Genomic DNA, 23,540 nt, shown 5'->3' with positions numbered 1-23,540 from the left:
TGGTGCCTACCAGACGGCTGTGAAGGCTCGGAGAGTGGAGCCATGAACACGTCTCAGATGTCCTACCTCGTGCCCACCCGCGCCGAGCGGATCCGCGGCGGCGATGCCGTCGACGTCGCCATCGTGGGGGCGGGAGCGGCGGCCACCCTGCTCGTCACCGCCCTCAAACAGCATCAGCCCGGGGCCGCGGTGGCTGTCGTAGGCACCGGGCACATCCCCGGCCGGGGCGTCGCCTACAGCACCACCGACGCCCAGCACCGAATGAACGTTCCGGTCCGCGGGCTCAGCGTGGACGCCGACGGCTCCGATCACCTACCCCGGTGGCTGACCGCCTACGGCCACCCGGCCGAGCCCGGGACCTACCTCCCCCGCGCGATCTACGGTGATTACCTTGACGATCAACTGGCCGGCTCCGGGGCCGATGTCGTCGACGGTCTCGTGGTCGCGATCACCGCCGACGGCACGACCATGTGGCGGGTCGAGCTGGCGGACGGCCGCGCCATCATCGCCCGCCAGGTGGTGCTGGCGACCGGACCCCCGCCGGGACCGGGGCCGCTGGACCTGCCCGAGCACCCAAGGGTGCTAGCCGACCCCTGGGCCCCAGACCTGGCGGCCAGGGCCGCCGACGCGGGCCGGGTCGTGGTGCTGGGCTCCGGGCTGACCATGGTCGACGTGGCCCTCACCGCCACGGCTGCGGGCGCGACGGTGCAGGCGATCTCCCGTCACGGCTGGCTGCCGACGGCCCACCCCGAACCCCGGGCGACTCCCCGCGCGCCTTTCCCGATCCCGGCCGCCCCGCTTACAGCCGAGCAGTTGCGTCAACTGGTCGTCGACCGGGCTCTGGCCGAACCGGCCGGATGGGCGGCGGGCATGGACGCGGCGCGCGATCACGCCAACGAGCTGTGGGCGCTGCTCCCGGCGGACGAGCAGGCCAAGGTGCTGCGTCAGATGCTGACCGCGTGGACCATCCACCGCCACCGCATGTCCCCGCCCGTCGCGGCCCGCCTCGCCGCCCTTCAGGCCGCGAACCGGGTGCGGGTCCACTCCGGCACGGTGACGGCAGTGCGGGTGATCGGCGACGAGGTCGAACTTTCCGGAAACCGGGGCGAGCGCTGGACGGGTGGTCTCCTGGTGGCGTGTACGGGGCCGAGCGCCGATATCGGCCGCACCACCGACCCGTTACTCCGCCAGCTCATCGGCACCGGCCTGGCCGTTGTCGGTCCGCACCGCCTCGGCCTGGCCGTCGACCCGCGCGGTCAGCTTGTCGGCCCGGACGGCGGCGCCCGCCCGGGCCTGTTCACCCTCGGCCTCCTGCGCAGGGGCACGGTGTTCGAGACCACCGCCATCCCCGAGATCCGGGCTCAGGCCGTCGCGCTCGCGCCGCTCCTGGTCACCGCGGCCTGCACCCCGGTTCCGGGCCGCTGACGGAGCGAGACCCTCAGATGTGCCGGTTCGCCCATCCGTCGTCATTGTGGGCCAGCAGGCGCAATTCACGCTCCCAGGTGCGGTCGCGGGCTCGGTCCAGCCCCCTGCGGATGACGATGGCCGCCAGTGCGCTGCACACCACGACGACGATCCAGACCATCCCTCCGGCGGCGACCGCATTGACCTCGGCGTCATCTTTGGTCAGCGGTGCGGCGACCACCTTCCCGGTGTCGTCCAGCCACACTGTCAGTGGCTCGCCCGCTTTGACCGTCTCGGGACTGACCACCTGTTCGGTGCGCACTTCTGTGCCCTCGCGCCATTGCGCGCGCACGTAAGCAGAATCGTCGAAACCAGAGCCTTCGAGGTCCGTCGGCAGGCGCGTGGTGCCTTCAACGACCACGGCCTGGACGGCGTGACGACTCTGTGCCTGCTGGTCAGCGGTGCGCACATCCGAGTCGTACAGCAGGTTTCCTGCCTGCGACGCAGTCGGGATGGCAATGAGAGCGGTGATGGCCACGGCGAGGACTGCGAGCGCTTCGAGTCGATCGGTGACGCGAATCAGCGGGTTGAACCCGAGGGCGCGCACATGCCAACTCAAGCGTCTAGCAAACAGTGTGACCGCCGTTACACCGCCCCGAGCCTTTGTTTCACTATTTCGCGCAAACACCGTTCCCATGGTGACACCGAAGGTGCCGAGCCGCCAACCTGCGCGGCGTCAGGGCGATGGATATCACAGCCCGCCGAATGCTCGGGACGGACATGCAACCATCACTCGGCAAATGATTACGGGTCGAGGAGGTCACTGAAAAACGCGCCCTTCTAGGCACTGAGAAGAAGCGCGGAAGTCACCAGCATGACGGCAGCGGTGAGACCATGGACTCCCAGGGCGATTGACTTGGGGCCGCCGTTGCCGAGCACGATGGTCGCGTCGGCGAGCGGAATGATGGTGGCGGCGAGTATCACCCAGCCGAGCAGGTGGGTCGCGCCCGCGGCCATCAGGATGAAGACGAACAGCCCCGATGCGATGTCGCGGACGCCCTTCACGCTCAAGTAGGCGCCGGTGGATGGCTGGCCGAGATCTGGTTGCACACCGTAGCCGGCGGCGGCGACGCGCGGCGCGACAATGAATCGTGCGCCGATGAATATGATGCCTGCGGCTATGAGCCCGGCGAGCGTGTAGGCGACGGCGGTGGCGGTCATGTCGAGTACTCCTGGGGTTTGTCAGTGAATCGGTGAGAATGATGTCGGCTCGAGCAGTACCGACTGAACGTCGACGATCTCGTCGACCATGAAGCCGGCCATGTCGGCGGCGAATTCTGGGCTGGTCATGATATTTCGCGTGAGCTGTTCGGGGTCGGCGCCCGGTGGGTAGCGGATCAGCGCGACGAGCCGACTCGCACCGCCGCTTCGCTCGGTCCACACACCGTGGGTGGTGACCCCGAATGTCTTGAAGGTTGCCCGGTGGCGGGCCCAGTGAACCATCGCATACTGCTGCAGAGATTCCGGCGATGGCAGGGTGTAGATCCTGAGTTGAAACATCGAATGCTGTACTCCTCCAGTTGATGTCGGCTGGTGTAGATCTGTGGGTGTGTCAAATCATCAGCGCCACGCATAGGGCGGCCACTGCCAGACCTTGCAGCATCGCGCGGGCGCCGATGACTCGGTCCCACTTTGCTTGCAGCGCATGCCCGTTCGGGAGTGCTCGGCTGGCGCCGGCAGCCGCTGTCAGTTGCCGATTGATGGGTGCGCTCACCTGTGTGTAGAGCACGATCCAGCCCAACAGCAGGACCAGTGCGGCGGCCGCCGCGATGGTCTGCGCCCAGTGTGTGGTCACCGTGCCGAGCACCGCGGTGGTCGCGGTCGCGAGAATCCCGAGCACCCCGGGCACCGGCATTCGCCGGTCGCCGTATCGATGCACGGTTCCCATGACCGCGACCATGGCACGGTCGTCGACCAGCGCCAATGCCGGTCGCAACACAATCGCGCAAAACACGTCGGTGCCGTAGACCACCGCGGTACTCAGCACCGCGATCAGTGCGGCGGCACGGGTGATGAGGTCCCAGGCCATGTCCTAACTCCCTTTTCGGCGAACTGCTAGCAACGCTAACCCCCCGGCCGGCTGCGCGTCAATAGCAGTGCTATCGCATCTAGCGGTGCTATCGTGACGGTATGGCCATCGGGGACCGCCGCGAGCGGGAGCGGGCCGCCCGCCGACGGCTGATCATCACAACGGCGCGCACGTTGGCTGAGGCCGAAGGCTGGGATGCCGTCACCACTCGTCGGCTGTCCACCGAGATCGAATACAGCCAGCCGGTGTTGTACAAGCACTTCGCCGGCATGGAACAGATCGCCGAGGCCGTCGCCATCGACGGGTTCGACGAGCTCGCGGATGCGATTCGCGTCGCCCGCTCCGGCGGCGCCGGCGCGGCCAGCGACGCCCTGACCCGGATTGCCCACGCCTATCTCGACTTCGCCCGCGACAACCCGGCGGTTTACGACGCGATGTTCACTCGTGCGACCACCTTGCGCTTCGCCGCTCAAGACACCCCGCCCCAGCTGAGCGCGGCCTTCGCCGAGCTGCATCAAGCGGTCGGCCTCGTCGCTGACGAACAGGATACGGACGCGCTCACCGAGGTGTTTTTTGCCGGACTGCACGGATTGGTCACCCTCAGCCGTGCCGGCCGACTACGCCCTGGTTACGACTCGGACCGTCTGCAACTGCTCGTCAAACAGTTCACCGGCAGGTGAATACCCCTGTTACGGGGTCACGGCCGATCGCCATGCCAACGGGTTGAGGTGCCGGTAGGGGTCGGTCGCCCGGACGCGCTGTAGCTCGGCGAGGGCCTCCTGCAGGCTCCGCTCGACGCGGCGTTTGACCTCCGTGGCCCATGTTGCACTGGGGACGTCGGCGGGTCGGGTGGTATCGGTCGGTCGTCCGAACGCCAGGTACATGCGTCGAGGCCGTGGGATCAGCGTCGGGCCGATCCCACGGACCAGCGGCATGGCTACGTCGGTGCGGCCACTGAGTCGTCGACTCGCCCATGTGCTGACCCGACCTAGCGGGCTATCTCGGCCGATGAGGCTGGTGTACACGTCGTCCCCGCCGACCAATGCTGCCGTCACGATGGGGTAGTCGTGTTCGACGGCCACGCGCGCGAAGCCGATGCGATCCTCCCAGCGCAACGTGTACTCCTCTCCTTTGAACTTGCCGACTTCGCGGGCGCCCCCGGGGAACACGAGAATGGTCGCGTCGTCATGCATCAACCCGCGCGCGGCATCCGGTGTACCCACCACCGCGCCGTAGGCGGCGATGAGATCCGCTTGCAGCCCCCGCATCCTGCCGAATTGTCTGTCGGCCAACGGCCGGACGCGCGCGCCGATGGCTGCGCGCACGAAGTAGGGGATCAAGAAGACTTCGTTGCCCCCGTGGGTGTGGTTGCCGACCAAGAGGAAGCGGCCACTGGGCGGCAGACTCTGCAACCCGGTGACGTAGGGCTTGTTCATCTGCACAAGCGGGGCCAACACGTCGGTTGCCGTGTCGAGCATGCTTCGCAACGCCCGGACGCGTCCCGATTTGCCCAGCTCGGATGAATCCGCTTTGGCATGGATTACTCACTTTCGCGGCATCGCGGCGGTCAGCACGCGCTGAGCCGAGGCTGATCTCGCCAGTATGCCTTGCGGCGGGGGCCGACTTGATGGCAAACATTCAGACGGTGAGCGCACCAGTGCCGCCGGCATTTGCGAACGGACGACATCGGAAGCGAGGACCGCTCACTCCAAACCTGTTGCAATACCACAAGTCACCACTCCAACTCCTGCACCTCATTACCACGTCGACAATCAGGACAACGCCGACACCACGACGGCTTTGTAGACCAACGCTTCTGATGCTGCGCAGGAGACGTGCCCGCACACAGTGCGCTCGGTCTACGAAATCGCAGTTATCTCAGAGGAAGTGCGGCGAAGCGGTCGAGGAATTCGGTCATGTGATCGGAAACGGCGCCGCCGGCGGAGTGCCCGATGCCAGGGACGATGTGGAGTGTGGCGGCAGGCCAGGCTTGTGCCAGTTTCCACGCGACGTCGGGTGGGCAACTCAGATCCAGGCGCCCGTGAACAAGCACGGCGGGGATGTGGGCGATTCGGGCTACGCCCTCGAGAAGTTCGCCCTCGGCGCGCCAAGCAGCGTGTCGCCAGTAGTGAGTGACCAAGCGTGCAAAGCACATTCGGAACACCGGATCGGCGTAGCGAGGTTTCGGGCGGGGTTCGGGGCCTAGGTTGACGTGGCTTTCCTCCCAGTCACACCAATCACGGGCTGCTTTATCCCGGACACCCGCGTCGGGATCGGCGAGTAGTCGGGCGTAACCCTCGACGATGCTGCCGTCACGATCGGATATGGGCAGCGCGTCGCGGAACCGTGCCCAGTCCGCGGGAAATAGCCGGCCGACGTCGCGGGTGATCCAGGCGACGTCGCTGGGGCTGGTGGTGGTGACCGCGGCAAGCGCCATCGCCGCCACGCGAGCAGGGTGGGCCTGGGCGTAGCCCAGAGCCAGGGTGGTGCCCCACGACCATCCCGCGACGACCCAGCGGTCCACGCCGAGGTGCCGGCGGAGACACTCGATGTCGGCGATGAGGTTGTCGGTGGTGTTGGTGGCCAAATCGACATCCGGATCACTGGCATGCGGTGTGCTGCGTCCGCATCCGCGCTGGTCGAACAGGACAATCCGGTAGGCGTTGGGATTGAACGGGCGCCGCATCCCAGGCACGCTTCCCGATCCGGGGCCGCCGTGCAGGGCCAGCGCAGGTCTGCCTGCCGTGTTGCCGCAAGCCTCCCAATAGATGGAGTTGCCGTCGCCGACATCGAGCATGCCCGTCTCGTACGGCTCGACCGACGCATATGGATCCCGATGCGACTCCACCGTGTCACCGTAACCGCTACATTTCATGCATGATTACGAGGCCGGCCACCTGAAGTGAGTTGCGTTGCAGCAGTGGTATTCCTAGATCGCTCGATACCCGAATAGTAGGAGACGATCGATGCCGAAACTCGTGAACCCGGTCATCGCTGCGGGTTCGCTCAGCACCGAGCCGCAGCCTGTTCTCACTTCGGAAGCGGGCCTGATGTTGCGGCCCTGGGTGATCGCCGACTCTGCCATGATCGTCGACGCCTTCGGTGATCCGGCGATTCAGCACTGGCATGCCAGGACTGTTCAATCGGCCAGTGAAGCCGAGGAGCTGATCGACAGATATGCACAGGGCTGGTGTAGCGAGTCCAACGCTCAGTGGGCAGTTGCGGCGCCCGACGGCGAAGTCCTCGGCAGGGTTGCGCTGTGCGCCATGAATCTCGAAAACGGGGAGGCCGAAGTGGGTTATTGGGTGCGAGCCGCGGCGCGAGGACGCGGCGCGGCGAGCACCGGCGTCCGGATCCTGAGCTCCTGGTCCTTCGCGGTCGGATTCCACCGCCTGATCCTGCATCATTCGACTGCCAACCCGGCGTCGTGTGGGGTCGCGCGAAAAGCCGGCTTCACCTTGGAGGGGACCAAACGCAGCGCCGGCCTGCACTCCGACGGCTGGCACGACATGCATCTCCACGCGTTGATCAACCCCGGTCCGATCGGCGAGCAGTGCTAAAAGTATCTACTCGCCGTCGACGTCGCCAACTGTCCGACTGCTGAGATCAAGGTCGGCGATGAGGTGTGCGAGTTCGCGTCGGCGTGACTCGGTCTGCCATGCGGCCCAAGTGCGGCGAATGAGGGGGTCACCGAGCAGCCTGTGCCAGACGAGACCGTCGGGTAGTGGACGGGCCCACCCTTGTGGGGCGAGCGCGAAGGCGTGGCCTGTTCCGGCGGCGGCGAGTTTGACTTCCGGGGTGACGGGTTGGTCTTGTTCGACGACCCAATCGATTCCGGTGATTCCGTGACCGCGCAGCGTAGCGGTGACTTGGTCATGCCAGGCTGGTGCGTCACCGCGGGAGAATCCGACCCACCGAAGCGCGCCAAGGTGGTGGAGAGGCACACCGGCGGGTTGCGCGAGTTCTTCGGCGCGTTCGGCGGTCAGTATCACCCCCATGGATTCTTGGACCGCGAGCACGCTGTCGATCTGCCGATGGCTGGGGCGGTCGCGAAGCAGCGCCATATCCAACTCCCCGAGCAACAGCGCCGCCAATTGATCAGTGCTACGTGCGTGGCGCAGTTGCACGACGAGGTCGGAGAAGATCGCACTGACGCGCGCGATCGCCGAAGGCAGCAGGTCCGCTGGCAGCTCCAGTGGCACACCGATCCGTAACGGCGACGCCCCCGCGGCGGCTAGGTCGGTGATCTCGGTGACGACGCGGTCGTGGTGTGCCACCAGGCTGCGAGCTTCCTGCAGCAGAAAGGACCCCTGTTCGGTGGGGCGTGCTCCGGTGTGGTCGCGGTCCAGCAGCCGGCAGCCCAGCTGCTTTTCCAGCGACTGGATGATCTGCGAGAGCGACGATTGGCTCATGTGGAGTCTTCGCGCCGCCGAGGACAGGCCACCCTCTTCCGCGACGGCGACGAACACGCGCAGATCGCGGATTTCCATCGGGCCCTCCGAGTTCGGCTGTGTCGGGTTCATTGTCACCGCAATCTCCGTCGACGGGCTAAATGAGCCCATCGCGCCAGGTGATCATGTCTTTGACGGTGCCGAAGTCGTATCCATCCGCGGTCGGTTTGATTTCGGTGGTGAACAAGTTGACTCCTTGGCCGTGGTAAGCGTCGGCCAACGAAGGTCCTTCCCAGGCTACGGCTCGTTCGATCTGGGATTCGTCGCGATCGGCGTGCCCGGCGAGGCGCTTGACGATGTCGTTCTTGCGCCGAAATTCGTCGAGAGGTTCGAAGCTGTGCCAGATATCGGCGTAGCGGGCGACCAGTGGCAGGGTCTTGCGTTCACCGGAGCCGCCGATGAGGATCGGGATCTTGCGCACCGGCGCCGGCGTCAGATTGGCCAGTCGGTGCTCGATGCGCGCCAGACCGTCGGCGAACAGCCGCATGCGCTCGCCGGTAGTGGGGTAGTCGTATCCGTAGATGTGATAGTCCTTTTCATACCAACCGGAGCCGACACCCAGAATGAGTCGACCGCCGCTGATGTGATCGACGGTGCGGGCCATGTCGGCCAGCAGATCCGGATTGCGGTAGCTGATCCCGGTGACCAGCAGGCCGATCTCAGGTTGGGAGGTGATTTCCCCCCAGGTCGCCAACGAGGTCCATGCTTCGAAGTTGTTGACGTCGGGCTGCTCGGGCAGAAGCCGGGGTCCGCCGTCGCGGATCTCGACGAACGGCTTGTGGAAATGGTCGTAGCCGAATATCGCGTCGGCGCCGAGTGATTCGGCATCCAGCACGGCTTGGCGCCACGTGGCGTAGTCGGGCGTACCGCCGGGCCAGATGTGTACACCGATTCGGGGATTGCGAGACATGTTTTCGAACTCCTTGCAGATTGTTGGGTTGGGCGGGGTGGACAGTCAGGAGATGGCGCCGCCGGCGTCGGCGCGGATTGTTGCTCCGGTCACGTAGCTGGCTGCCGGTGAGGCGAGAAACGCGATGACTTGGGCGATTTCGGCGGGATCGGCGGTGCGTCGCAGCGCGGTGCCCTGCCCCAGTTCCTCGACGCGATCACCCCAATCGGCGAGCACGCCTTCGGTGCGGGTCGGCCCGGGCGCCACCGTGTTGACTCGCACGTGTGGGCCGAACTCGACGGCCCAGGTGCGAGTCAGCGACTCCAGCGCCGCCTTGGACGCGCTGTAGACAGATGATTCCGCCACGCCCTTGGCGGTGGCGATGCTGGAGACGTTGATGATGCTGCCGCGGCCCTCGGCCAGCATGTGTGGGACCAATTTTGCGACCAGGAAGTACGCGCCGCGCACATTGGTGTTGAACACCGTCTCGAATCTGTCGACATCTTGATGCAGCGTCGTTGCGGTCGGAAAGGCAGCGGCGTTGTTGACGATGATGTCGACCGCGCCGACCGTGTCGACCAGTTGGTCGATCGATTCGAGGCTACTCAGGTCGGCGGCTATGAATCGGATGTTGCGGTTGTCTCCTAGTGAGGCGAGTGCGGCCTTGCCTTTCTGGGTGTCACGGCCGGTGATGATGACTCGGGCGCCTCGCTCCGCCAGGAGGCGGGCGGCTTCCAGACCGATTCCCGCGGTGCCTCCGGTGATGAGCGCGGTGTAGTCCTGTAGGTCTTGCATGGTCATTCCTTCGACGGCGCCGGAGCGGCGCAGGGACCGGGTGCTGGCCCGGTGGGCCAGGTTTCGGCTTCGCTGGAATCAACCGGCGCCGGTAAGCATCTATTGCCCGTACATCATTGGGATTTCCGATCACCCCATCGCAGATTGCGATGGGGTCCACCGATGAGTTCTCCTCCCTGACGAGGTCGAAACCCATGCGTCGAACGGAGCGCCACACCACTGAGCAGGAGGACCGGTGACGACGATTGAGCTCTATCACGAGACCTTTGGCAGGCCGGGGCAGCAGACACCGCTACTGCTTGTTCATGGCGGCGCGGGAACGATCGGCACGAATTGGGGCCACGCGATTCCCACACTCGCGGCCGATCGTCTGGTGATCGGAGTCGAGTTGCAGGGCCACGGTCACACACGCCACGCGGCACGGGCCTACACCTTCGAGAATTCCGCCGACGACATCGCAGTTCTGATCCGCGAGTTGGGTATTGACCGCGTCGACATCATGGGGTTCAGCAACGGCGGACCCACCGTGCTGCGATTCGCCCTTCGACATGCCGACCTGATCCGGCGCGCCGTCGTGGCGTCCGGCTTCTATCGGCGTGACGGAATGATCGACGGATTCTGGGACAACTTCGACGATCCCCAGCTCGACACGATGCCGGTCGCACTCAAGCAGGCCTACTCGGCGATCAATCCTGACCCGGCCGATCTGCATGCGATGTTCGAGCTCGACGTCTCATTGATGCGGGACTTCCGGGACTGGGACGATCGGGAGCTGGCGGCGCTGGTGGCACCCGTCCTGTTCGTCAGCGGTGACCACGACGTCGTCCTGCCCGAACACACGATCCGCATGGCGCGGCACACGCCGCACGGCCGGGCGCTGGTCCTACCGGCCGGGCATGGCGACTATCTGGGTGCCGTAGACGCCGGCGACGTGGACGCCCAACTCGCTCGCTCGTGTTTGGGCCTGATCCGCCGATTCCTCGACGAACGCGATTCATAGCCGGGCCGGAACCTTCGGCTACCGAGGCTGTTGCGGCGATGCGAGGCGGTGAGCTTACGGCCGCGAGCGGTGCCAGTTCATTGCTTGACCGGGTCGAGCGCCCGGATGCGTTGAAGACGTTCACCACGTTGGATCCGGATCAGGAACTGGCGGTGCTTGCGCATGTGATCGCGCGCGCCGGCGAGCGCACGAGCTCCCTGGCGATCTAGAGTTTCAGCGCATCAGGCTGAAGCGCCGCTAGTCATCGCCTCCGTCACCAGCACGCTCAGGTGCTGCCAGTAGACCCAGTCGGCGATCGCCGCGCGTTGCGTCGTCGCATCGGTGGCGGTGTGTGCGCGATAAAGGGCACATGCTTGAGCATGGTCTGCGTAGGTGATGAAGGCTTCCAGGTGCGCACTTGCGCGCTGGGGATTCGTGCTCATCAAGGGCTTGGTGACTTCGAACCACAAGGTGTCGGATTCATCGACGGGCGCAGCGGTGTCTGTCGGGGCGGCCGGTAACAGGTCGATGAGTCCTGAATCGCTGACGGAGGCGAGTCGGGTGGCCGCGGCGGGTGCGATCACCTCTAAACGATTGCGGCCCTGCATCTTCCCCGTGGCGGGAATATCGTCGGGCTGCAGGATGATCTTGGCGACGCCGGGGTCGAAGCTGGCGAACTGTGCTTCGGTGGCGACGACCGCGCGCAGTGAGGAGTTGCGGTGCTGGGCCCAGCCCTGCAGGGCGAGAATGGGATAGGTCGCCCATTTCGCACGTTCGGCAGGCGGAATCGTCTCATCGGCGGTGGCCATGTGGATGTGGTCGGGCAGGTGGACGTCGCCCGGGATATAGGCCAGCCCATAGCTGTTCGCGACGACGATGGCACCGTCGTTGATAACACCGGTGGCCCAGAAGAAGCCAAAATCGATGACGCCGACGTTGAGGACGGCGGTGATGTGGCGTGCGCGTGTCAGCGGGTCGCCGCCAGGCTGGCGGCGAAGGGCACCCGCTGTTGCCGCGGCGGCGATCGCATCGCGCTCGGCGCGGGCTGCAGATACCGGCACCGGTGTGGGTGCGGCGGCGGAGGTATTGGACGTTGATGCGGGCATGACGCCGGGGCCCACGGGTCCTGCCGCGCCGGCGCCGGGAGGTGTCGGACCGGCCGGCGGGGGAGTGGTCGGAGGACCCAGCGGTACGGGCGGAGCTGGGGCGCCGGCAGTCGGCGCGGCGGCACCGCCGCCCGATATGCCGCCGCCTGCAACACCACTCGAGGTGGATACCCCGGCCGCGGCGGCTGGGGGGAGTGCAGCGTTCGGCGCGGCGGGCGACGCTGGAGCCGCCGGAGGCGCGGGAGGAATGGCCGCGGTCGGAGGGCTGAGCGGTACCTGGCTGAACCCGGTTTGGGCAGGGGCCACCTTTGCGGCGCCAGATCCGGCAGCAGCCGGGTTGGCTGATTGTCCAGCGGCTGCAGCAGGATTACCGGCGGAGCCTGTTCCGCCGGTGCTAGGTGAACCTGGGCTCGATGTGCCTGTGGACGGCCCCGACGAGAGGCCGCTGGAACTTGGGCTGCCCCCGCTTACTGCAGAGGAGGGTGCGGAGCCGCCGCCGCCGCTGTTAACCGGCGACGCAGACGCGGCGGGCGCGGGAGCGGAAGGCGATTCGGCGGCAGGCGGTGCTGGGATTTCCCCGGCACGTGGCAGGGTCATGGGGCCACTAGGCAAATGACCCGTCGAGGCAGGCCGAGATCCGGCAATGCGGCCTACACGCTCGATTCTTGGACCGCTTCTTCCCGGTACTGCGTTTCCTGGATTGACTGCATCTGGAGGTGAATTGCCCGCGGGCGCAGGCACTTTCAGCAGTTGATCGAGAGCGTCTGCCGAAGGCTTCCAATTACCAAATGAAGTGAACGCAACCGCACTACTCACGACGCTGCGGTTTACACCGTTCACGGTCTGAATGATGGCTTCAATAGCGGCGTCGCGCTCTTCCGGTTTCATCCCAGGAGTGCTTTTGATTGTCTGGACAGCCGCTTGCGCCTCGGAGACGTAGTCGGCGATCTGCTTCTTGACCTCAGTGACGATTCCAGCAACGTGGTTGTACCAGGTAATCGCGTTGACTAACTGGTCTTGAACCTGCTGCATACTGGCGATGTTCTTGACGACGGCTCCGTTTGCCGACTCAGATGAGTCTCCGGACCACGCGGCCCCTGAGCCAAACAACCGCCGTTGCTGCGTATTCCACTCCTGAGAGACGCCATTGACCTCGCCAAGCTTTCTTCGCCAAGTCTCGGCACGGTCGCTTAAGGAGTCTTCATCGATATCCGGCCAGCCGCCACCAGCGAGCATCTGGTCGACGTACTCACCAGTGGGCTTGGGCTCACCCATGCGCTACATCCTCACTGCGAGACACGCGCCGTACACGATCGCCGACGCTTGCGTCGCTGTGCCATAGAGGTATTGGTCATTCGGGTTGTACGTCGGAAGGGCCGCAACATACGCGCGTAGATATACCGCAGCTAGTGCTGAAAAATCTTGCACTACTGAATTGCTGCTTTGTTGACCAAGCAATTCCATTGTGTCTGCGTATTTCTGGAGCACAGGTCTTGCCGCATCGGTCAGCGCCTTCAAACTAGGTGTCCATTGCGCCACAGGAAGTGTCGGATCTGTCTTACTCCAGTCTGCGATGTCTGCGTTAAACTTGTCGACCCCCGAGATCCACTCTTCACAAAGCGAGTTATAGGAAGTAAGAAACTGCTGCGGTCTGCTTGGGTTACTGAGTGGGTTAGTTGTGAATGGTGGGTCTGATGGAGCAACGAGCGGAAGACGGGAGGCCGCTGTACCAAACTGATCCGCGTCGCAGATGTAGGTGATCGCCAATGTGGCCGAAACGGCGACGCTCGCCAGGAAGTCATCCTTGGCCGTGTACAGCGGGACGCTGTTTGCATAGGCGCGTGCGTAGGCGATGAACTGTTCGTAGAGCTCGCGCATAACGCGATTCGGTGTCATCTTGACCAGAGGGACAGTGTGGTCGGCGGCTTCGTCGAATGCATCACCAACATCGGCGAACATCTTCCGCACTTCAGGCCGCCACGTGACGGCTGGCACTGACGGATCACGGTCGGTCCATCCGTTGCGTTGCCGGTCGGCCAGCGTGTTGTTGATAGGTGTCCATGGTGCACACGTCGGATCTTCCGTGATGATCTTCACCGGTCCGTCGTCGTTCGCGCTGGCGATGTCGGATGGTCCAGTCGGTGGCTTGGGTGAAGATGTCGGCGCATTGCTGTCCGAGCTGTCTCGGGTGAAAAATATTGTGGCGCCGATTGTTACCGCGATGACGACCAACAAGACCGCTGTGCCGAGTATCCATTTGAGCACCGCGCTGCGCTTCGCTGAACTAGGCGGTGGTCCCCATGGCTGTTGCGGCGGGGACGGGCGCCACTGATCGGGAGGCGGCATATTCATGACCGACCTCCCCCATCAGTGCTCGCTGTGCGTCCCATCCAATCCAGCCTAAGAGACGAATCGCATTGTCCGAGACGCCAGATTTGCCCCGCCGGGACCGCCTGTATGAGATCCAAAGTTATTCCCTCGGCTTGTCCGCGAGGTCGGTCGTGATCTCGGTGATCACCGCGTCCAGGCGCTCACGCTCCGCCTCGATCGACTCCGTCGCTTCCGCGTTCGCATTCTGCAGCGCCTCATTGAGACGGTCTTCGACCGTCTCGGAGCCCAGCCGCAACAAACCGTCCTGGATATAGACGTCCTTCAACCAGTGATGACCGTTGAGCGTCACCTCGACGGTCTCGGATTCATCAGCAGCCGTGAACGTTTCACTGTCCATCTTGGTCAGCTGCTCATCCATCAGCGACTGCAGACGCTCCGCCTGCCTGAGGACGGCTGCGACCTCCGGATGCATGTCCTCCGTCACTCCGACTCCTTCGCGCTCTCCGGCCTGCGCCGCCGATTACCGACCACGGCCTCCGTCCAGGGCCGGTCCTCGGTGTACAGGTCTTCGTCCTGGGCGACCTGTGGATTGCGCTTCTTCTCAGAAGCATGTCCGGCGCCGGCGGCGTGGGCCATCGGCGCCATACCCCCCATGCCCCCCATCGCGGCCCCTGGCGCAGTTCCCGCGTTGGCGGGCGCCGGACCTGCAGATGCGGCCGCCGTCGGCGCCGGCGCGACCGTCTCTGCACCGACCGCGGGTTGCAACGGCATGGCAGGTGCGCTGCCCCCGCCGCCACCCCCACCCGCGCCGGCCCCACCCCCACCGTGCGCGGCGGGGCGGACACTGGCACCGTGCGGCAGCTTCGGTTCCCCCCTGGGATTACCAGATCCCGCCAAGCCATCACCCGGTGAACCACCTGCGGGCGCGCCGCCGGACGGCGAACCACCGCCTGACGGCGAACCGCCGGATGGCGAACCGCCCGAAGGGGTGCCGCCTTGTGAAGCCTGCTGCGCCATCGCCGGTTCCCCGCCCCGCGACACGGCCGCCGCCGGATCCATCACGGTTTGACCGCCGGGTCCTTCCGGCGTCCCGCCACCCCGACGTTGTTCATCGCGGGACTGCTCAGCCGGCTGCCGTGCTCTTCGCGGATCGCCGTTACTCGATATCGGCGGCAAGGGGGTTGCGCCCTGGGGCGGAGGCGGCGGCGTCTGCGCCGCCACGCCTGCAACGTCTTTTTTGTACCCCTCGCGCACTTCCTCCGATTTGATGAACAGCTGGTGGTATCTGTCCTGCGCAACCTTCCACCGGACGCGGTCACCGGAGGCCCTGGCCGCCTCCCGTTCGCGCTCCGCCTGTTCGATCTCCTGCACCGTCGGATGCTGCGGTGCCCAATGATCGTGCGCATCGGCGAGTTGAGCGGCCTGAGCGGAGACCGAGTCATAGAAGTTGGCCAACCCATTCAGCCAGCCCTGGTGCTGCCGCAACGCTTGGCCCGCGGCTTCCGCGCCGGTGCCCTCCCAGTCGACACCGTTGAGCGAGTAGTTCTGCGACTGGGCCCGCAGCGTCGCGGCGAACGCCATTGCGGACTCAGCGTATGTGCGCATCGCTGCCGCATCGCCTGAGTGAATCTGTGCTGCAGCAGCTTTGGGATCGACATAGGCGTCGGCGTCGGCGGGGCTGCGGGGCGCGGGCGCCGGAACGGCCGGCTTGGACGGTGACAGGTTCGGTGTCGGCATCACCGGATCCAGCGGAACCTGTCCCAAGCTGTCGATGGTGGTGGCTGCGTGTGCATCCACCGTCGAGTAGGCGAGCGCGACGGCACCCATGGTCTCCGACAAGCGCACCGCCTCCGCATTCCCCGACGCCAGAAAGCTTTTCAGTGTCGCGACGTTCATGGAGACGATCGCCGACGCGTTGACAACGAAACTCAACCCGCACGGTGGCACCGGCGGAATCAGCGAGTCCTCCGGCTCCGTGCCCAACTCGCCTGCCTTCGCAAGAAGGTCCGTCGGCTCGACTCGGACTCCGTCCCCGCTCATCGTGCCTCCTCCCGACGCGTCGGTGCCATCGCTTCCAGCAAACTCACGGTCATTGTTCCAGAGCCACCTGATAGCGGCTTTCCTCGCGCGGATTGATCAGCCGGATCGGCAGCTGCTTGTGGCGCGGAGTATCAATAGAGTTGTGGCGCAGGACGACCCGACCGATACCGGGGTGCGGACCCAGATACGTGGTGGAGTTCGGCCACGAGACTTTGGCGACATCGCCGATGTTCCCATTGACGATCCCGGCGAACTCGCGGAGCTGCGGACTCAACGTAACCACCGCCCCGGCCGCAGCGGACCGGACCACGAACTGTGTGAACAGCCGGGAGTCACCCAGGTTGATGCTCACATCCACATCGTCGAACGGCATATACACCGGGTAACGGTCCGCCGTCTCGCCCACCAGCACCCCCGCCGACCCGACGGGTAATTCGTAATGCCGGTCGGTGACCGGCGTCTCACCCCGCATAGCGGCCAGCTGCCCACCGAACAGACACGAAAACCCACGGGGTGTAGTCGGATTCGCCAGGGTCGTCAACAGCACGGTAGTCGTCGGGGCGACGCCCGGCCGAATTCTCATCCGGGTGATCGTGTGATCTGCCCGCGCCGACCACCACGCGTCCGGTCCACCCGGGGCGCTGTAAGCGGCGGTGAAGGTACTGCGCCCCTTGATCGTCGACCACGTCTCGCGCTCGAAGCTGATGTCGGTCGCGTGATCGAAATCGTCGAAGCTGCGGCTGCACCGCGCATCCACGCCCAAGCCGGCGAGCTGATCGGCGATCCTCGTCGTCGACGAGACGAGATACCGCGCCAGCCCGGCGACCCCGGTCTCGCGCCGGAGCGCGGATTTGCGCGTCGTCTCCGGATCAGCCCGCAGGACAATCCACGTCCGCCGGTTCGCCGGTGCGGGATACGGCCCCACCACTTGCTCGTAGAGCGCGACGAGCGCCGACGGGGCGGTCTTGCCGGTTCGGTACCCCGCCGACACCACGTCGGCGGACAGGTCGGGACTGTGCGCTTCGAGCAGGCGCTCGACGGTGCGGGTATCCAAAACATCGTCGGTGAACGCATCTCCATTGACGATGACGGTCGGCGTGAACGGCCGGGGAATCAGTTCGATCAGCGACACCAGATGGTTGCCCTCCCACCGGACCGCCACGTGGTCACCCGGCATGACAGTGGCGCCCACCGCGGGCGCCGATGGCGCCCCGGGCGCGTGGCGGTGCCGTCGCCGCCACGAGAACAGCGCCGCGATCCAGCCGGTCAGGCGCCGGCCGCGGACGGTGACGAGGGCGGCCAGCGCGATGATCATCGCGAGCGTGACGCCGAGCCACAGGAGGTCGAGTCGGATGAACAGCAACAGGCAGCCGGGGATCAGCGCCGCAGCCGAGATCGCATGGCCAGTCGTGAAGCGCAGCCCGAACGGCGCGGTGAGGTTCTTCATCGGCGCCTCAGGGCACGGCGGGCGAGCACGGAGACTCCCAGACCCAGAGCCAGCGCGACCCAGGTGACCACAACGGCGGTGATCGGTCCCCGGTCCGGCGGCGGCGCATAGACCGGCGGCGGAAGCTGTTTGATCTGGTAGGGAACCGTCTCCGGGCCTGGCGGCACATCCCAGGTCAGTGCGGCGACGGGGTCGACGACCCCGGCGCCGACGTAGTTGTCGACGCCGCCACCCGGGTGCCGCGCGGTCGCGGTGATGCGGTTGATGATCTGGGCGGGGGTCAGATCCGGAAAGCGTTGCTTGAGCAGTGCCGCCAATCCCGACACGTATGCGGCGGCGAACGACGTGCCGCTGATGGGAATCGGGCCGTCCTCGCCCTGCAGCGCGTTGACCGGATTCCCGTCGTATCCCAGCGCGACCATGTTCTCGGCGGGAGCGGCGGCGCCGACCCACGGTCCCGAGACGGAGAACGGGCTCGGCTGACCGTTCGGGCCGATGCCGCCGACGGTCAACACCAGCGGCGAGTACCAGGCCGGGGAAACGATGTTCTGCACCTGACGCCATCCGCGTGGGTCGGCAGGCACCGCGGGATCGGGCGGCGGATTCTGTCGGCATTCCTGGCCGGTGTTGCCGGCGGCGACGACGATGACCGCGCCTTTGACGTTGACCGCGTAGTTGATCGCCGCGCCGACGCCACTTTCGTTGATCGGCCGAGTCACCTTGTAACAGGCGGCCTCGCTGATGTTGATCACCTGCGCGCCGGTGTTGGCCGCGTGCACGATGGCCCGTGCCAGGCTGCGAAGCGAACCCGCCGTCCGAGTGGTGTTCGGGTCGTTCGGGTCCTGGCGCGAACCGACCGGCTGAAAGGCGTCGGAGGTCTGCCGAAGCGACAGGATCCGGGCGTCCGGCGCCACCCCGACGAACGCGTCCGTGGGCGCGGGCCGGCCGGCGATGATCGACGCCGTCAGGGTGCCGTGCGCGTCGCAGTCGGACATGCCGTCGCCGGTGTTCGCGACGAAATCGCCGCCGGGTTCGGCGGGCACGCGCGGTGACCCTGTGACGCCGGTGTCGATCACCGCCACAGTTACGCCCGCCCCGGTTGCGAACTTTTGCGCTTCACTCAGCCGCAGGTAGTCGTTGGCCCACGGCTTGTCGGCAAAGTTGGAGTCCGGGAAGACGGTTGGCACCGCGCAAACACGTCGCTGTTCGGTTGGCTGGTCGGGTCCCGTGTCGTCGGGCGGCATGGCAGCGGCGTCGATCGTGGGTGGTTCGATCGCGCCGACGGGAGGTGCGCTCAACAGCGCGAGGATCAGCGCTGCGGAGAGCACACCGATGCGACGCACGCCTGCTCACCCCCCCGAGATATCTGACCGGCGTCCACTGTGCTGGACGGCACACAGCAAACCAAGCGCCGCACACGTGGCGGCACAAAGACTGACGTCAAGCCTACCGGCCCTTTTCACGCCGCAATCTTACGGGTGCGTCGGAGGGGGTCATTCCGCTTTCTTGTCCGGCCCTCGCCGCGACGTTTCGACGTCGATGTTCTTCAGAGGTCGGCCTGGGTTCGGCGGAGTGGCCGGTGACGTGAGCGGCGAGTTCTGATCACCTGGCGCCGGCGTTCAGGTCGCTCCGGGTGCGACACCCGGCGATCCTGCTTGTCCGCGATTTCAATGAAGCGATCGGGGCCGTAGCAACAGAGCGGCGGGTCTTCTGCTCGACTTGTCGCAAGGCCAGTGTCCACCTCCCAGCGACAATGTCGCTGGGAGGTGGACAGTCGAGATCCGTCCCAACGCGCGCGGGCGACGGCGTGGCGGAACCGGTCAGGCGTCGAGGTTCTGCTGAACCAATTCCGCGACGGTCGTCAGCGCCGCCTCGTCATCGGAGGCGATGGTGACCTGAGCGCCGTTACCCGCACCCAGCGTCATGATCATCAGCGCGGAGCCGGCGTCGACCGGCTCACCGCCGTCCATCGAGAGGGTGACGGGCACGCCCGAGTTGACGACGGCCTCGGCGATGATGGCAGCGGGCCGGGCGTGCAGTCCGATCGCCGAGCCGACGATGACGGTCTTGGTGGGCATTGGATCTCCTTAATGGTGGTGGGAGGTGGATGGATCAGGCGGCGGCCAGCGCGGGCTCTTCCTCGGCCCTGACGCTTTGTTTCGCGAACTGCTTGGCGGCGATGACGGCGAACGCGGCGGCTGCCGTTCCGACCCCCAGCGCGACCAGGAACCACAGCAGGTTGCCGATCGCGAAGAATACGAAGATACCGCCGTGCGGCGCCTTGAGTGTGACATCGAACGCCATGATCAGCCCGCCGGTGATGGCACCGCCGAACATCATGGACGGGATGACCCGCAGCGGGTCGGCCGCCGCGAACGGGATCGCGCCTTCGGAGATGAACGAGAGTCCGAGAAGGACTGCAGCTCGCCCGTTTTCGCGCTCCGGCTCACTGAACAGCCCAGGCCGCACGAAGGTCGCCAGCGCCATCGCCAACGGCGGTACCATGCCCGCGGCCATCACGGCGGCCATGATGCGCAGCGATGCGGGATCGGCGACGTTGAGGCCCGCGGTGGCGAAGGCGTAGGCCGCCTTGTTCACCGGGCCACCGAGGTCGAAGCACATCATCAGGCCGAGGATGACGCCGAGGATGATCACCGAGGTGCCCGACATGCCGGTGAGCCAGTTGGTGAGGCCGTTCGTGATCGCGGCCAGCGGCCGCCCGAGGAGCAGGAACATCAGCAGGCCGACGACCAGTGAGGCAACCAACGGGATGATGACGACGGGCATCAGGCCTCTGAGCCAGCGTGGGACGTCGATGCGGCTGATCGACAGCGCAGTGAAGCCGGCGATCAGGCCGCCGACGATACCGCCGATGAAACCTCCGCCGACGAAGACCGCGACTGCGCCGGCCGTGAATCCCGGTGCGATGCCGGGACGGTCGGCGATGGCGAACGAGATGTAGCCCGCCAGCGCCGGAACGAGGAACGAAAACGCCAGCCCGCCCAAGGTGAAGAGCACCGCGCCGAGGTATTGCATGAGACCGCCGGACGGCAGGTTCGTCAACGAGTTGGTGAGCGCGATGATGTTTCCGAGCGATTGGCTCTGGCCGTCGGGCTTGTTGGCGATGTCGTAGCCGGCCAAAAGGAACCCGAGAGCGATCAGCAGGCCGCCGGCGGCGACGAACGGGATCATGTAGCTGACGCCGGTGAGGAGGATCTGGCGAGTCCGCGTGCCCCAGCCGACGCCGCCGGCGGGGGCCGCCGCGGCGGCAGCGGAGGCTCCCGCACCGCCTTCCACCCGGGCCGCGTTGGGGCTGTCCGAGGCGGCAACGGCTTCGGCGACCATCTTGTCGGGTTCGTTGATGGCGCGTTTGACGCCGGAGGCCACGACCGGCTTGCCCGCGAACCGCGCCCGGTCCTTGACGCCGACATCCGTGGCGAAGATGACGGCGTCGGCCTTCGCGATCGTCGCCGCGTCTACGGGCGTGCTGCCCGATGAGCCTTGCGTCTCGACATGCATGGTGACACCGGCCTTCTTGGCGGCGGCGGCCAGCGAGTCGGCGGCCATGTAGGTGTGTGCGATGCCGGTCGGGCACGCGGTGATCGCGATCAGGGTCTTGGCCGCGGGCGCGGGCACCGGCGGCGCGGCGGGAGCGGGCTTGTCAGCCGTGGGCACCGGATTCACCACACCGTCGACGAGAGCCACCACCTCGTCGGCGCTTGATGCGTTGCGCAACGACTCGACGAACTCCTTACGCACCAGGGCGCGAGCCAGGCTGGACAACAGCTTCATGTGTTCGGCGCCGCCGGCTTCCGGGGCGGCGATCAGGAACGCCAGATCTGCAGGCCCGTCGGGAGCGCCGAAGTCGACGGCCGGACTCAGGCGGGCGAACCCGATCGAGGCGGTGTCGACGTAGGGGGAGCGACAGTGCGGAATCGCGATGCCGCCGGGAAGACCGGTGGCAGACTGCTCCTCGCGCGCCATGGCGGCGGCGACGAGGCCCTCGGGGTCGGTCGTGCGTCCGGCATCGGCGAGCCGGCCGACCAGCCGACCGATCACGGTCTGCTTGTCGCCCTCGACGTCCACGTCGAGGAGCACCAGTTCGGTGTTGATGATCGGCTGCGAGGCGGTGCTTGTCATGGCGATACTTTCGTGTCGGTTGTTACGAGGTGACGGGAGTCGACGAGATCGGCGAAATCGGGTTCACCCGAACGGCGTTGAGGTCGATCTGGGCGGCAACGGGCAGAGCGGAGCCGGGCAGTGCGGCCGCGGCGCTGCCGTAGGCGACGGCCATCTGCAGGCACTGCGGGGGGACGGCGCCACCGACCTCGGCGCGCAGGTACCCGGCCAGCGACGCGTCTCCGGCGCCGACGGTGCTGCGCGGCACGATCGGCGGCGGGGTGGCCATCCAGCTGCCGGTGCGGTCCACCAGAACCGCGCCGGCCGCTCCGAGGGTGGTCAGTACCGCACCGACGCCCCGATCGATCAGCTGGCAGGCAGCGGAGATCACCGGCTCTGGATCACCTTGAGCCACAGCGGCTTCCAGCGCGTGCGGTAATACCCCGACCACACCGGCCAGTTCTTCGGCGTTCGGCTTGATCAGGTCGGGTGCGGCGCGGTCGAACGACGCCACCAGCGCGGTCAATGGTCCGTCTGACGTGTCGACCGCCACCTTGCAGTCGTAGGCGGCGAGCCGCGCGACCGCCTCGGCGTACCAGTCGTCGGGCACGCCGGGTGGCAGGGAACCCGACAGCACCACCCACGCGGCGGACTCGGCGCTGGCCACCATGAACCGCATCAGCGCGTCCAGCGCCACCGCGTCGAGGTGCGCACCGGGCTCGTTGAGTTTGGTGGTGGTGCCGTCGTGTTCGGTGATCGCCAGGTTGGTCCGCACGGCGCCGCTCGATGGCACACAGGTGAACGGCACCGCACCGGATTGCAATGCGGCCACCATGGGGTCGTCGCCCGGGGCGGGCAGCACGGCCACGGCTTCCAGGCCGGCCAGCGTCAGGGCCCGCGCGACGTTGACGCCCTTGCCGCCCGGCTCGCTGGTCACGGAGCCGACCCGATGGACTGCCCCGCGCGTCAACGGCCCGGCCAGCGTGACGGTGCGGTCGATACTCGGGTTGGGCGTGACGGTGACGATCATGCGGGGCCTCCGGCGCAGATGACCTCGACGCCTTGATCGGTGAACTGGGCACGGTTGGCGGCGCTGATCTCCGAGTCGGTGATCAGGGTGTCGACACTGGACAGCGGAGCGAAGCTGACGAAGTCCTCGCGGCCGACCTTGGACGAGTCCGCGGCCACCACGACGTAATTGGCGGATCGGACCATGGCCCGCTTGATCGCGGCTTCGTCGCTGTCGGGGGTGGACAGCCCGTGGCGGACGCTGATGGCGTTGGTGCCGATGAAGGCGATGTCGACCCGCAGGGTGTCGAGGACGCGCAGGGCCTGGTCGCCGACCGACGCCTGCGTCAGGCCCCGCACCCGTCCGCCGAGCATTTGCAGTGAGACCGACGGCATGGTCGCCAACCGCCCGGCGATCGGCAGGGAGTTCGTCACCACGACGAGCTCACGATCGGTCGGCAGATGAGCCGCGATGCGCGCGGTCGTGGTGCCGGCGTCCAGGAGCACGCTCGCGCCGCTCAGCGGAAAGAACTCGGCGGCCGCCGCGGCGATCGCCTCCTTGTATTCGGCGCGCGTGGTCTCCCGATCATCGACGCCCGGTTCGACCAGATGCAGTGCGCGCACCGGGACGGCCCCGCCGTGCACGCGGCGCAGCACGCCCGCCCTGTCGAGGACGGCGAGGTCGCGGCGGACCGTCTCAGTGGTCACGTCGTAGGCCTGAGCCAACTCGGTGACCGAGGCGCGGCCCTGGGCGAGCACCAGCGAGGCGATCGCTTCCTGACGTTCTTCGGCGTACATCTGGCTCCGTTTGTGTGGAAATCGGCCCGTTTGGATTTGGTTATATTTGGTTTTACTCCCGTTCGTGTTGACTTGTCAATCTTT

General features: G+C 66.4%; 25 protein-coding genes. 6 read left to right on the top strand and 19 right to left on the bottom strand.

Annotated elements, in window-relative coordinates; all coding sequences use genetic code 11:
• The first annotated feature begins 42 nt into the window (after nucleotides 1–42).
• Nucleotides 43–1,425 carry an FAD/NAD(P)-binding protein gene (locus ACVWWN_RS02720; protein ID WP_457142516.1) on the top strand — a complete coding sequence of 461 codons (1,383 nt, stop codon included), beginning with the start codon at nucleotides 43–45 and terminating at the stop codon, nucleotides 1,423–1,425.
• Nucleotides 1,426–1,438: 13 nt separating this feature from the next.
• Here ACVWWN_RS02720 and ACVWWN_RS02715 read toward each other — a convergent pair whose 3' ends face one another.
• The 4 genes from ACVWWN_RS02715 to ACVWWN_RS02700 form a co-directional block, all read right to left on the bottom strand.
• Nucleotides 1,439–2,011, bottom strand: a complete 573-nt coding sequence (locus ACVWWN_RS02715) for an Rv1733c family protein (RefSeq protein WP_457142515.1) — start codon at nucleotides 2,009–2,011, stop codon at nucleotides 1,439–1,441.
• A 233-nt stretch (nucleotides 2,012–2,244) separates the two neighbouring features.
• Entirely contained in the window at nucleotides 2,245–2,625 is a 381-nt protein-coding gene (locus tag ACVWWN_RS02710; protein WP_457142514.1) for a DUF4267 domain-containing protein, read from the bottom strand.
• A gap of 21 nt (nucleotides 2,626–2,646) precedes the next feature.
• Entirely contained in the window at nucleotides 2,647–2,964 is a 318-nt protein-coding gene (locus ACVWWN_RS02705; RefSeq protein WP_457142513.1) for an NIPSNAP family protein, read from the bottom strand.
• 52 nt (nucleotides 2,965–3,016) lie between these two features.
• The gene (locus ACVWWN_RS02700; protein WP_457142512.1) at nucleotides 3,017–3,493 is read right to left on the bottom strand and encodes a DUF1772 domain-containing protein; all 477 of its coding nucleotides are present in this window, start codon (nucleotides 3,491–3,493) and stop codon (nucleotides 3,017–3,019) included.
• A gap of 101 nt (nucleotides 3,494–3,594) precedes the next feature.
• Here ACVWWN_RS02700 and ACVWWN_RS02695 point away from each other — a divergent pair, with 101 nt between their 5' ends.
• Nucleotides 3,595–4,173, top strand: coding sequence for a TetR/AcrR family transcriptional regulator (locus tag ACVWWN_RS02695; RefSeq protein ID WP_457142511.1), 579 nt, complete (start codon nucleotides 3,595–3,597; stop codon nucleotides 4,171–4,173).
• 9 nt (nucleotides 4,174–4,182) lie between these two features.
• On the opposite strand, the gene ACVWWN_RS02690 is transcribed toward ACVWWN_RS02695, so the two are convergent.
• Entirely contained in the window at nucleotides 4,183–4,971 is a 789-nt protein-coding gene (locus ACVWWN_RS02690; protein WP_457142510.1) for a lysophospholipid acyltransferase family protein, read from the bottom strand.
• 395 nt (nucleotides 4,972–5,366) lie between these two features.
• Nucleotides 5,367–6,341 carry a prolyl aminopeptidase gene (gene pip / locus ACVWWN_RS02685; RefSeq protein WP_457142509.1) on the bottom strand — a complete coding sequence of 325 codons (975 nt, stop codon included), beginning with the start codon at nucleotides 6,339–6,341 and terminating at the stop codon, nucleotides 5,367–5,369.
• Nucleotides 6,342–6,459: 118 nt separating this feature from the next.
• Here pip and ACVWWN_RS02680 point away from each other — a divergent pair, with 118 nt between their 5' ends.
• Nucleotides 6,460–7,053: a GNAT family N-acetyltransferase gene (locus ACVWWN_RS02680; protein WP_457142508.1), complete on the top strand. Its 594-nt coding sequence runs from the start codon at nucleotides 6,460–6,462 to the stop codon at nucleotides 7,051–7,053.
• Nucleotides 7,054–7,059: 6 nt separating this feature from the next.
• Here ACVWWN_RS02680 and ACVWWN_RS02675 read toward each other — a convergent pair whose 3' ends face one another.
• The 3 genes from ACVWWN_RS02675 to ACVWWN_RS02665 are packed head-to-tail and all read right to left on the bottom strand — an operon-like array spanning nucleotide 7,060 to nucleotide 9,628.
• Nucleotides 7,060–8,016, bottom strand: a complete 957-nt coding sequence (locus tag ACVWWN_RS02675; protein WP_457148974.1) for a LysR family transcriptional regulator — start codon at nucleotides 8,014–8,016, stop codon at nucleotides 7,060–7,062.
• 25 nt (nucleotides 8,017–8,041) lie between these two features.
• Nucleotides 8,042–8,854 carry an LLM class F420-dependent oxidoreductase gene (locus tag ACVWWN_RS02670; protein WP_457142507.1) on the bottom strand — a complete coding sequence of 271 codons (813 nt, stop codon included), beginning with the start codon at nucleotides 8,852–8,854 and terminating at the stop codon, nucleotides 8,042–8,044.
• Between the two features lie 45 nt (nucleotides 8,855–8,899).
• Nucleotides 8,900–9,628, bottom strand: a complete 729-nt coding sequence (locus tag ACVWWN_RS02665) for an SDR family NAD(P)-dependent oxidoreductase (protein ID WP_457142506.1) — start codon at nucleotides 9,626–9,628, stop codon at nucleotides 8,900–8,902.
• A gap of 235 nt (nucleotides 9,629–9,863) precedes the next feature.
• Between ACVWWN_RS02665 and ACVWWN_RS02660 the strand changes: the two genes are divergently transcribed.
• Nucleotides 9,864–10,628, top strand: a complete 765-nt coding sequence (locus ACVWWN_RS02660; protein ID WP_457142505.1) for an alpha/beta fold hydrolase — start codon at nucleotides 9,864–9,866, stop codon at nucleotides 10,626–10,628.
• Nucleotides 10,629–10,708: 80 nt separating this feature from the next.
• Nucleotides 10,709–10,837 carry a hypothetical protein gene (locus tag ACVWWN_RS02655; protein ID WP_457142504.1) on the top strand — a complete coding sequence of 43 codons (129 nt, stop codon included), beginning with the start codon at nucleotides 10,709–10,711 and terminating at the stop codon, nucleotides 10,835–10,837.
• A 12-nt stretch (nucleotides 10,838–10,849) separates the two neighbouring features.
• Here ACVWWN_RS02655 and ACVWWN_RS02650 read toward each other — a convergent pair whose 3' ends face one another.
• Nucleotides 10,850–11,713, bottom strand: a complete 864-nt coding sequence (locus tag ACVWWN_RS02650) for a secretion protein EccK (RefSeq protein WP_457142503.1) — start codon at nucleotides 11,711–11,713, stop codon at nucleotides 10,850–10,852.
• 1,278 nt (nucleotides 11,714–12,991) lie between these two features.
• Nucleotides 12,992–13,810, bottom strand: coding sequence for a hypothetical protein (locus ACVWWN_RS02645; protein ID WP_457142502.1), 819 nt, complete (start codon nucleotides 13,808–13,810; stop codon nucleotides 12,992–12,994).
• Between ACVWWN_RS02645 and ACVWWN_RS02640 the strand changes: the two genes are divergently transcribed.
• Complete coding sequence (locus ACVWWN_RS02640) at nucleotides 13,797–14,045, top strand: hypothetical protein (protein ID WP_457142501.1); 249 nt, start codon at nucleotides 13,797–13,799, stop codon at nucleotides 14,043–14,045. The genes ACVWWN_RS02645 and ACVWWN_RS02640 overlap by 14 nt on opposite strands.
• Before the next feature lie 138 nt (nucleotides 14,046–14,183).
• On the opposite strand, the gene ACVWWN_RS02635 is transcribed toward ACVWWN_RS02640, so the two are convergent.
• From ACVWWN_RS02635 to ACVWWN_RS02600, 8 genes are all read right to left on the bottom strand, one after another.
• A complete protein-coding gene (locus ACVWWN_RS02635) occupies nucleotides 14,184–14,516 on the bottom strand; it encodes a YbaB/EbfC family nucleoid-associated protein (RefSeq protein ID WP_457142500.1) in 333 nt (110 codons plus the stop codon).
• An 8-nt stretch (nucleotides 14,517–14,524) separates the two neighbouring features.
• Nucleotides 14,525–16,084: a PPE domain-containing protein gene (locus ACVWWN_RS02630; RefSeq protein WP_457142499.1), complete on the bottom strand. Its 1,560-nt coding sequence runs from the start codon at nucleotides 16,082–16,084 to the stop codon at nucleotides 14,525–14,527.
• A gap of 49 nt (nucleotides 16,085–16,133) precedes the next feature.
• Entirely contained in the window at nucleotides 16,134–17,531 is a 1,398-nt protein-coding gene (eccE, locus tag ACVWWN_RS02625; protein ID WP_457142498.1) for a type VII secretion protein EccE, read from the bottom strand.
• Nucleotides 17,528–18,874 (bottom strand): type VII secretion-associated serine protease mycosin, encoded by a 1,347-nt coding sequence (gene mycP / locus ACVWWN_RS02620; protein ID WP_457142497.1) that lies wholly within the window; start codon nucleotides 18,872–18,874, stop codon nucleotides 17,528–17,530. The genes eccE and mycP overlap by 4 nt, the downstream gene beginning before the upstream one ends.
• Nucleotides 18,875–19,351: 477 nt before the next feature.
• A complete protein-coding gene (locus ACVWWN_RS02615; protein WP_457142496.1) occupies nucleotides 19,352–19,609 on the bottom strand; it encodes an HPr family phosphocarrier protein in 258 nt (85 codons plus the stop codon).
• A gap of 34 nt (nucleotides 19,610–19,643) precedes the next feature.
• Complete coding sequence (locus ACVWWN_RS02610; protein WP_457142495.1) at nucleotides 19,644–21,671, bottom strand: PTS fructose transporter subunit IIABC; 2,028 nt, start codon at nucleotides 21,669–21,671, stop codon at nucleotides 19,644–19,646.
• 22 nt (nucleotides 21,672–21,693) lie between these two features.
• A complete protein-coding gene (locus tag ACVWWN_RS02605; protein ID WP_457142494.1) occupies nucleotides 21,694–22,680 on the bottom strand; it encodes a 1-phosphofructokinase family hexose kinase in 987 nt (328 codons plus the stop codon).
• Nucleotides 22,677–23,456: a DeoR/GlpR family DNA-binding transcription regulator gene (locus ACVWWN_RS02600; protein WP_457142493.1), complete on the bottom strand. Its 780-nt coding sequence runs from the start codon at nucleotides 23,454–23,456 to the stop codon at nucleotides 22,677–22,679. Before ACVWWN_RS02600 ends, ACVWWN_RS02605 begins: the two co-directional genes overlap by 4 nt.
• Nucleotides 23,457–23,540: the final 84 nt, after the last annotated feature.

It is taken from the genome of Mycobacterium sp. URHB0021, assembly GCF_054057895.1.
Note: the sequence above shows the minus strand (reverse complement) of the source record. Positions and strands in the feature narration are given on the sequence as shown.

Bases quoted from the DNA above. Each gene is read 5' to 3' on its own strand.
- ACVWWN_RS02720 (WP_457142516.1), top strand. From the start codon at position 43: ATGAACACGTCTCAGATGTCCTACCTCGTGCCCACCCGCGCCGAGCGG.
- ACVWWN_RS02710 (WP_457142514.1), bottom strand. From the start codon at position 2,625: ATGACCGCCACCGCCGTCGCCTACACGCTCGCCGGGCTCATAGCCGCA.
- ACVWWN_RS02705 (WP_457142513.1), bottom strand. From the start codon at position 2,964: ATGTTTCAACTCAGGATCTACACCCTGCCATCGCCGGAATCTCTGCAG.
- ACVWWN_RS02700 (WP_457142512.1), bottom strand. From the start codon at position 3,493: ATGGCCTGGGACCTCATCACCCGTGCCGCCGCACTGATCGCGGTGCTG.
- ACVWWN_RS02695 (WP_457142511.1), top strand. From the start codon at position 3,595: ATGGCCATCGGGGACCGCCGCGAGCGGGAGCGGGCCGCCCGCCGACGG.
- ACVWWN_RS02690 (WP_457142510.1), bottom strand. From the start codon at position 4,971: ATGCTCGACACGGCAACCGACGTGTTGGCCCCGCTTGTGCAGATGAAC.
- ACVWWN_RS02680 (WP_457142508.1), top strand. From the start codon at position 6,460: ATGCCGAAACTCGTGAACCCGGTCATCGCTGCGGGTTCGCTCAGCACC.
- ACVWWN_RS02675 (WP_457148974.1), bottom strand. From the start codon at position 8,016: ATGAACCCGACACAGCCGAACTCGGAGGGCCCGATGGAAATCCGCGAT.
- ACVWWN_RS02670 (WP_457142507.1), bottom strand. From the start codon at position 8,854: ATGTCTCGCAATCCCCGAATCGGTGTACACATCTGGCCCGGCGGTACG.
- ACVWWN_RS02665 (WP_457142506.1), bottom strand. From the start codon at position 9,628: ATGCAAGACCTACAGGACTACACCGCGCTCATCACCGGAGGCACCGCG.
- ACVWWN_RS02650 (WP_457142503.1), bottom strand. From the start codon at position 11,713: ATGCCCGCATCAACGTCCAATACCTCCGCCGCCGCACCCACACCGGTG.
- ACVWWN_RS02635 (WP_457142500.1), bottom strand. From the start codon at position 14,516: ATGCATCCGGAGGTCGCAGCCGTCCTCAGGCAGGCGGAGCGTCTGCAG.
- ACVWWN_RS02630 (WP_457142499.1), bottom strand. From the start codon at position 16,084: ATGAGCGGGGACGGAGTCCGAGTCGAGCCGACGGACCTTCTTGCGAAG.
- eccE (WP_457142498.1), bottom strand. From the start codon at position 17,531: ATGAAGAACCTCACCGCGCCGTTCGGGCTGCGCTTCACGACTGGCCAT.
- ACVWWN_RS02615 (WP_457142496.1), bottom strand. From the start codon at position 19,609: ATGCCCACCAAGACCGTCATCGTCGGCTCGGCGATCGGACTGCACGCC.
- ACVWWN_RS02610 (WP_457142495.1), bottom strand. From the start codon at position 21,671: ATGACAAGCACCGCCTCGCAGCCGATCATCAACACCGAACTGGTGCTC.
- ACVWWN_RS02605 (WP_457142494.1), bottom strand. From the start codon at position 22,680: ATGATCGTCACCGTCACGCCCAACCCGAGTATCGACCGCACCGTCACG.
- ACVWWN_RS02600 (WP_457142493.1), bottom strand. From the start codon at position 23,456: ATGTACGCCGAAGAACGTCAGGAAGCGATCGCCTCGCTGGTGCTCGCC.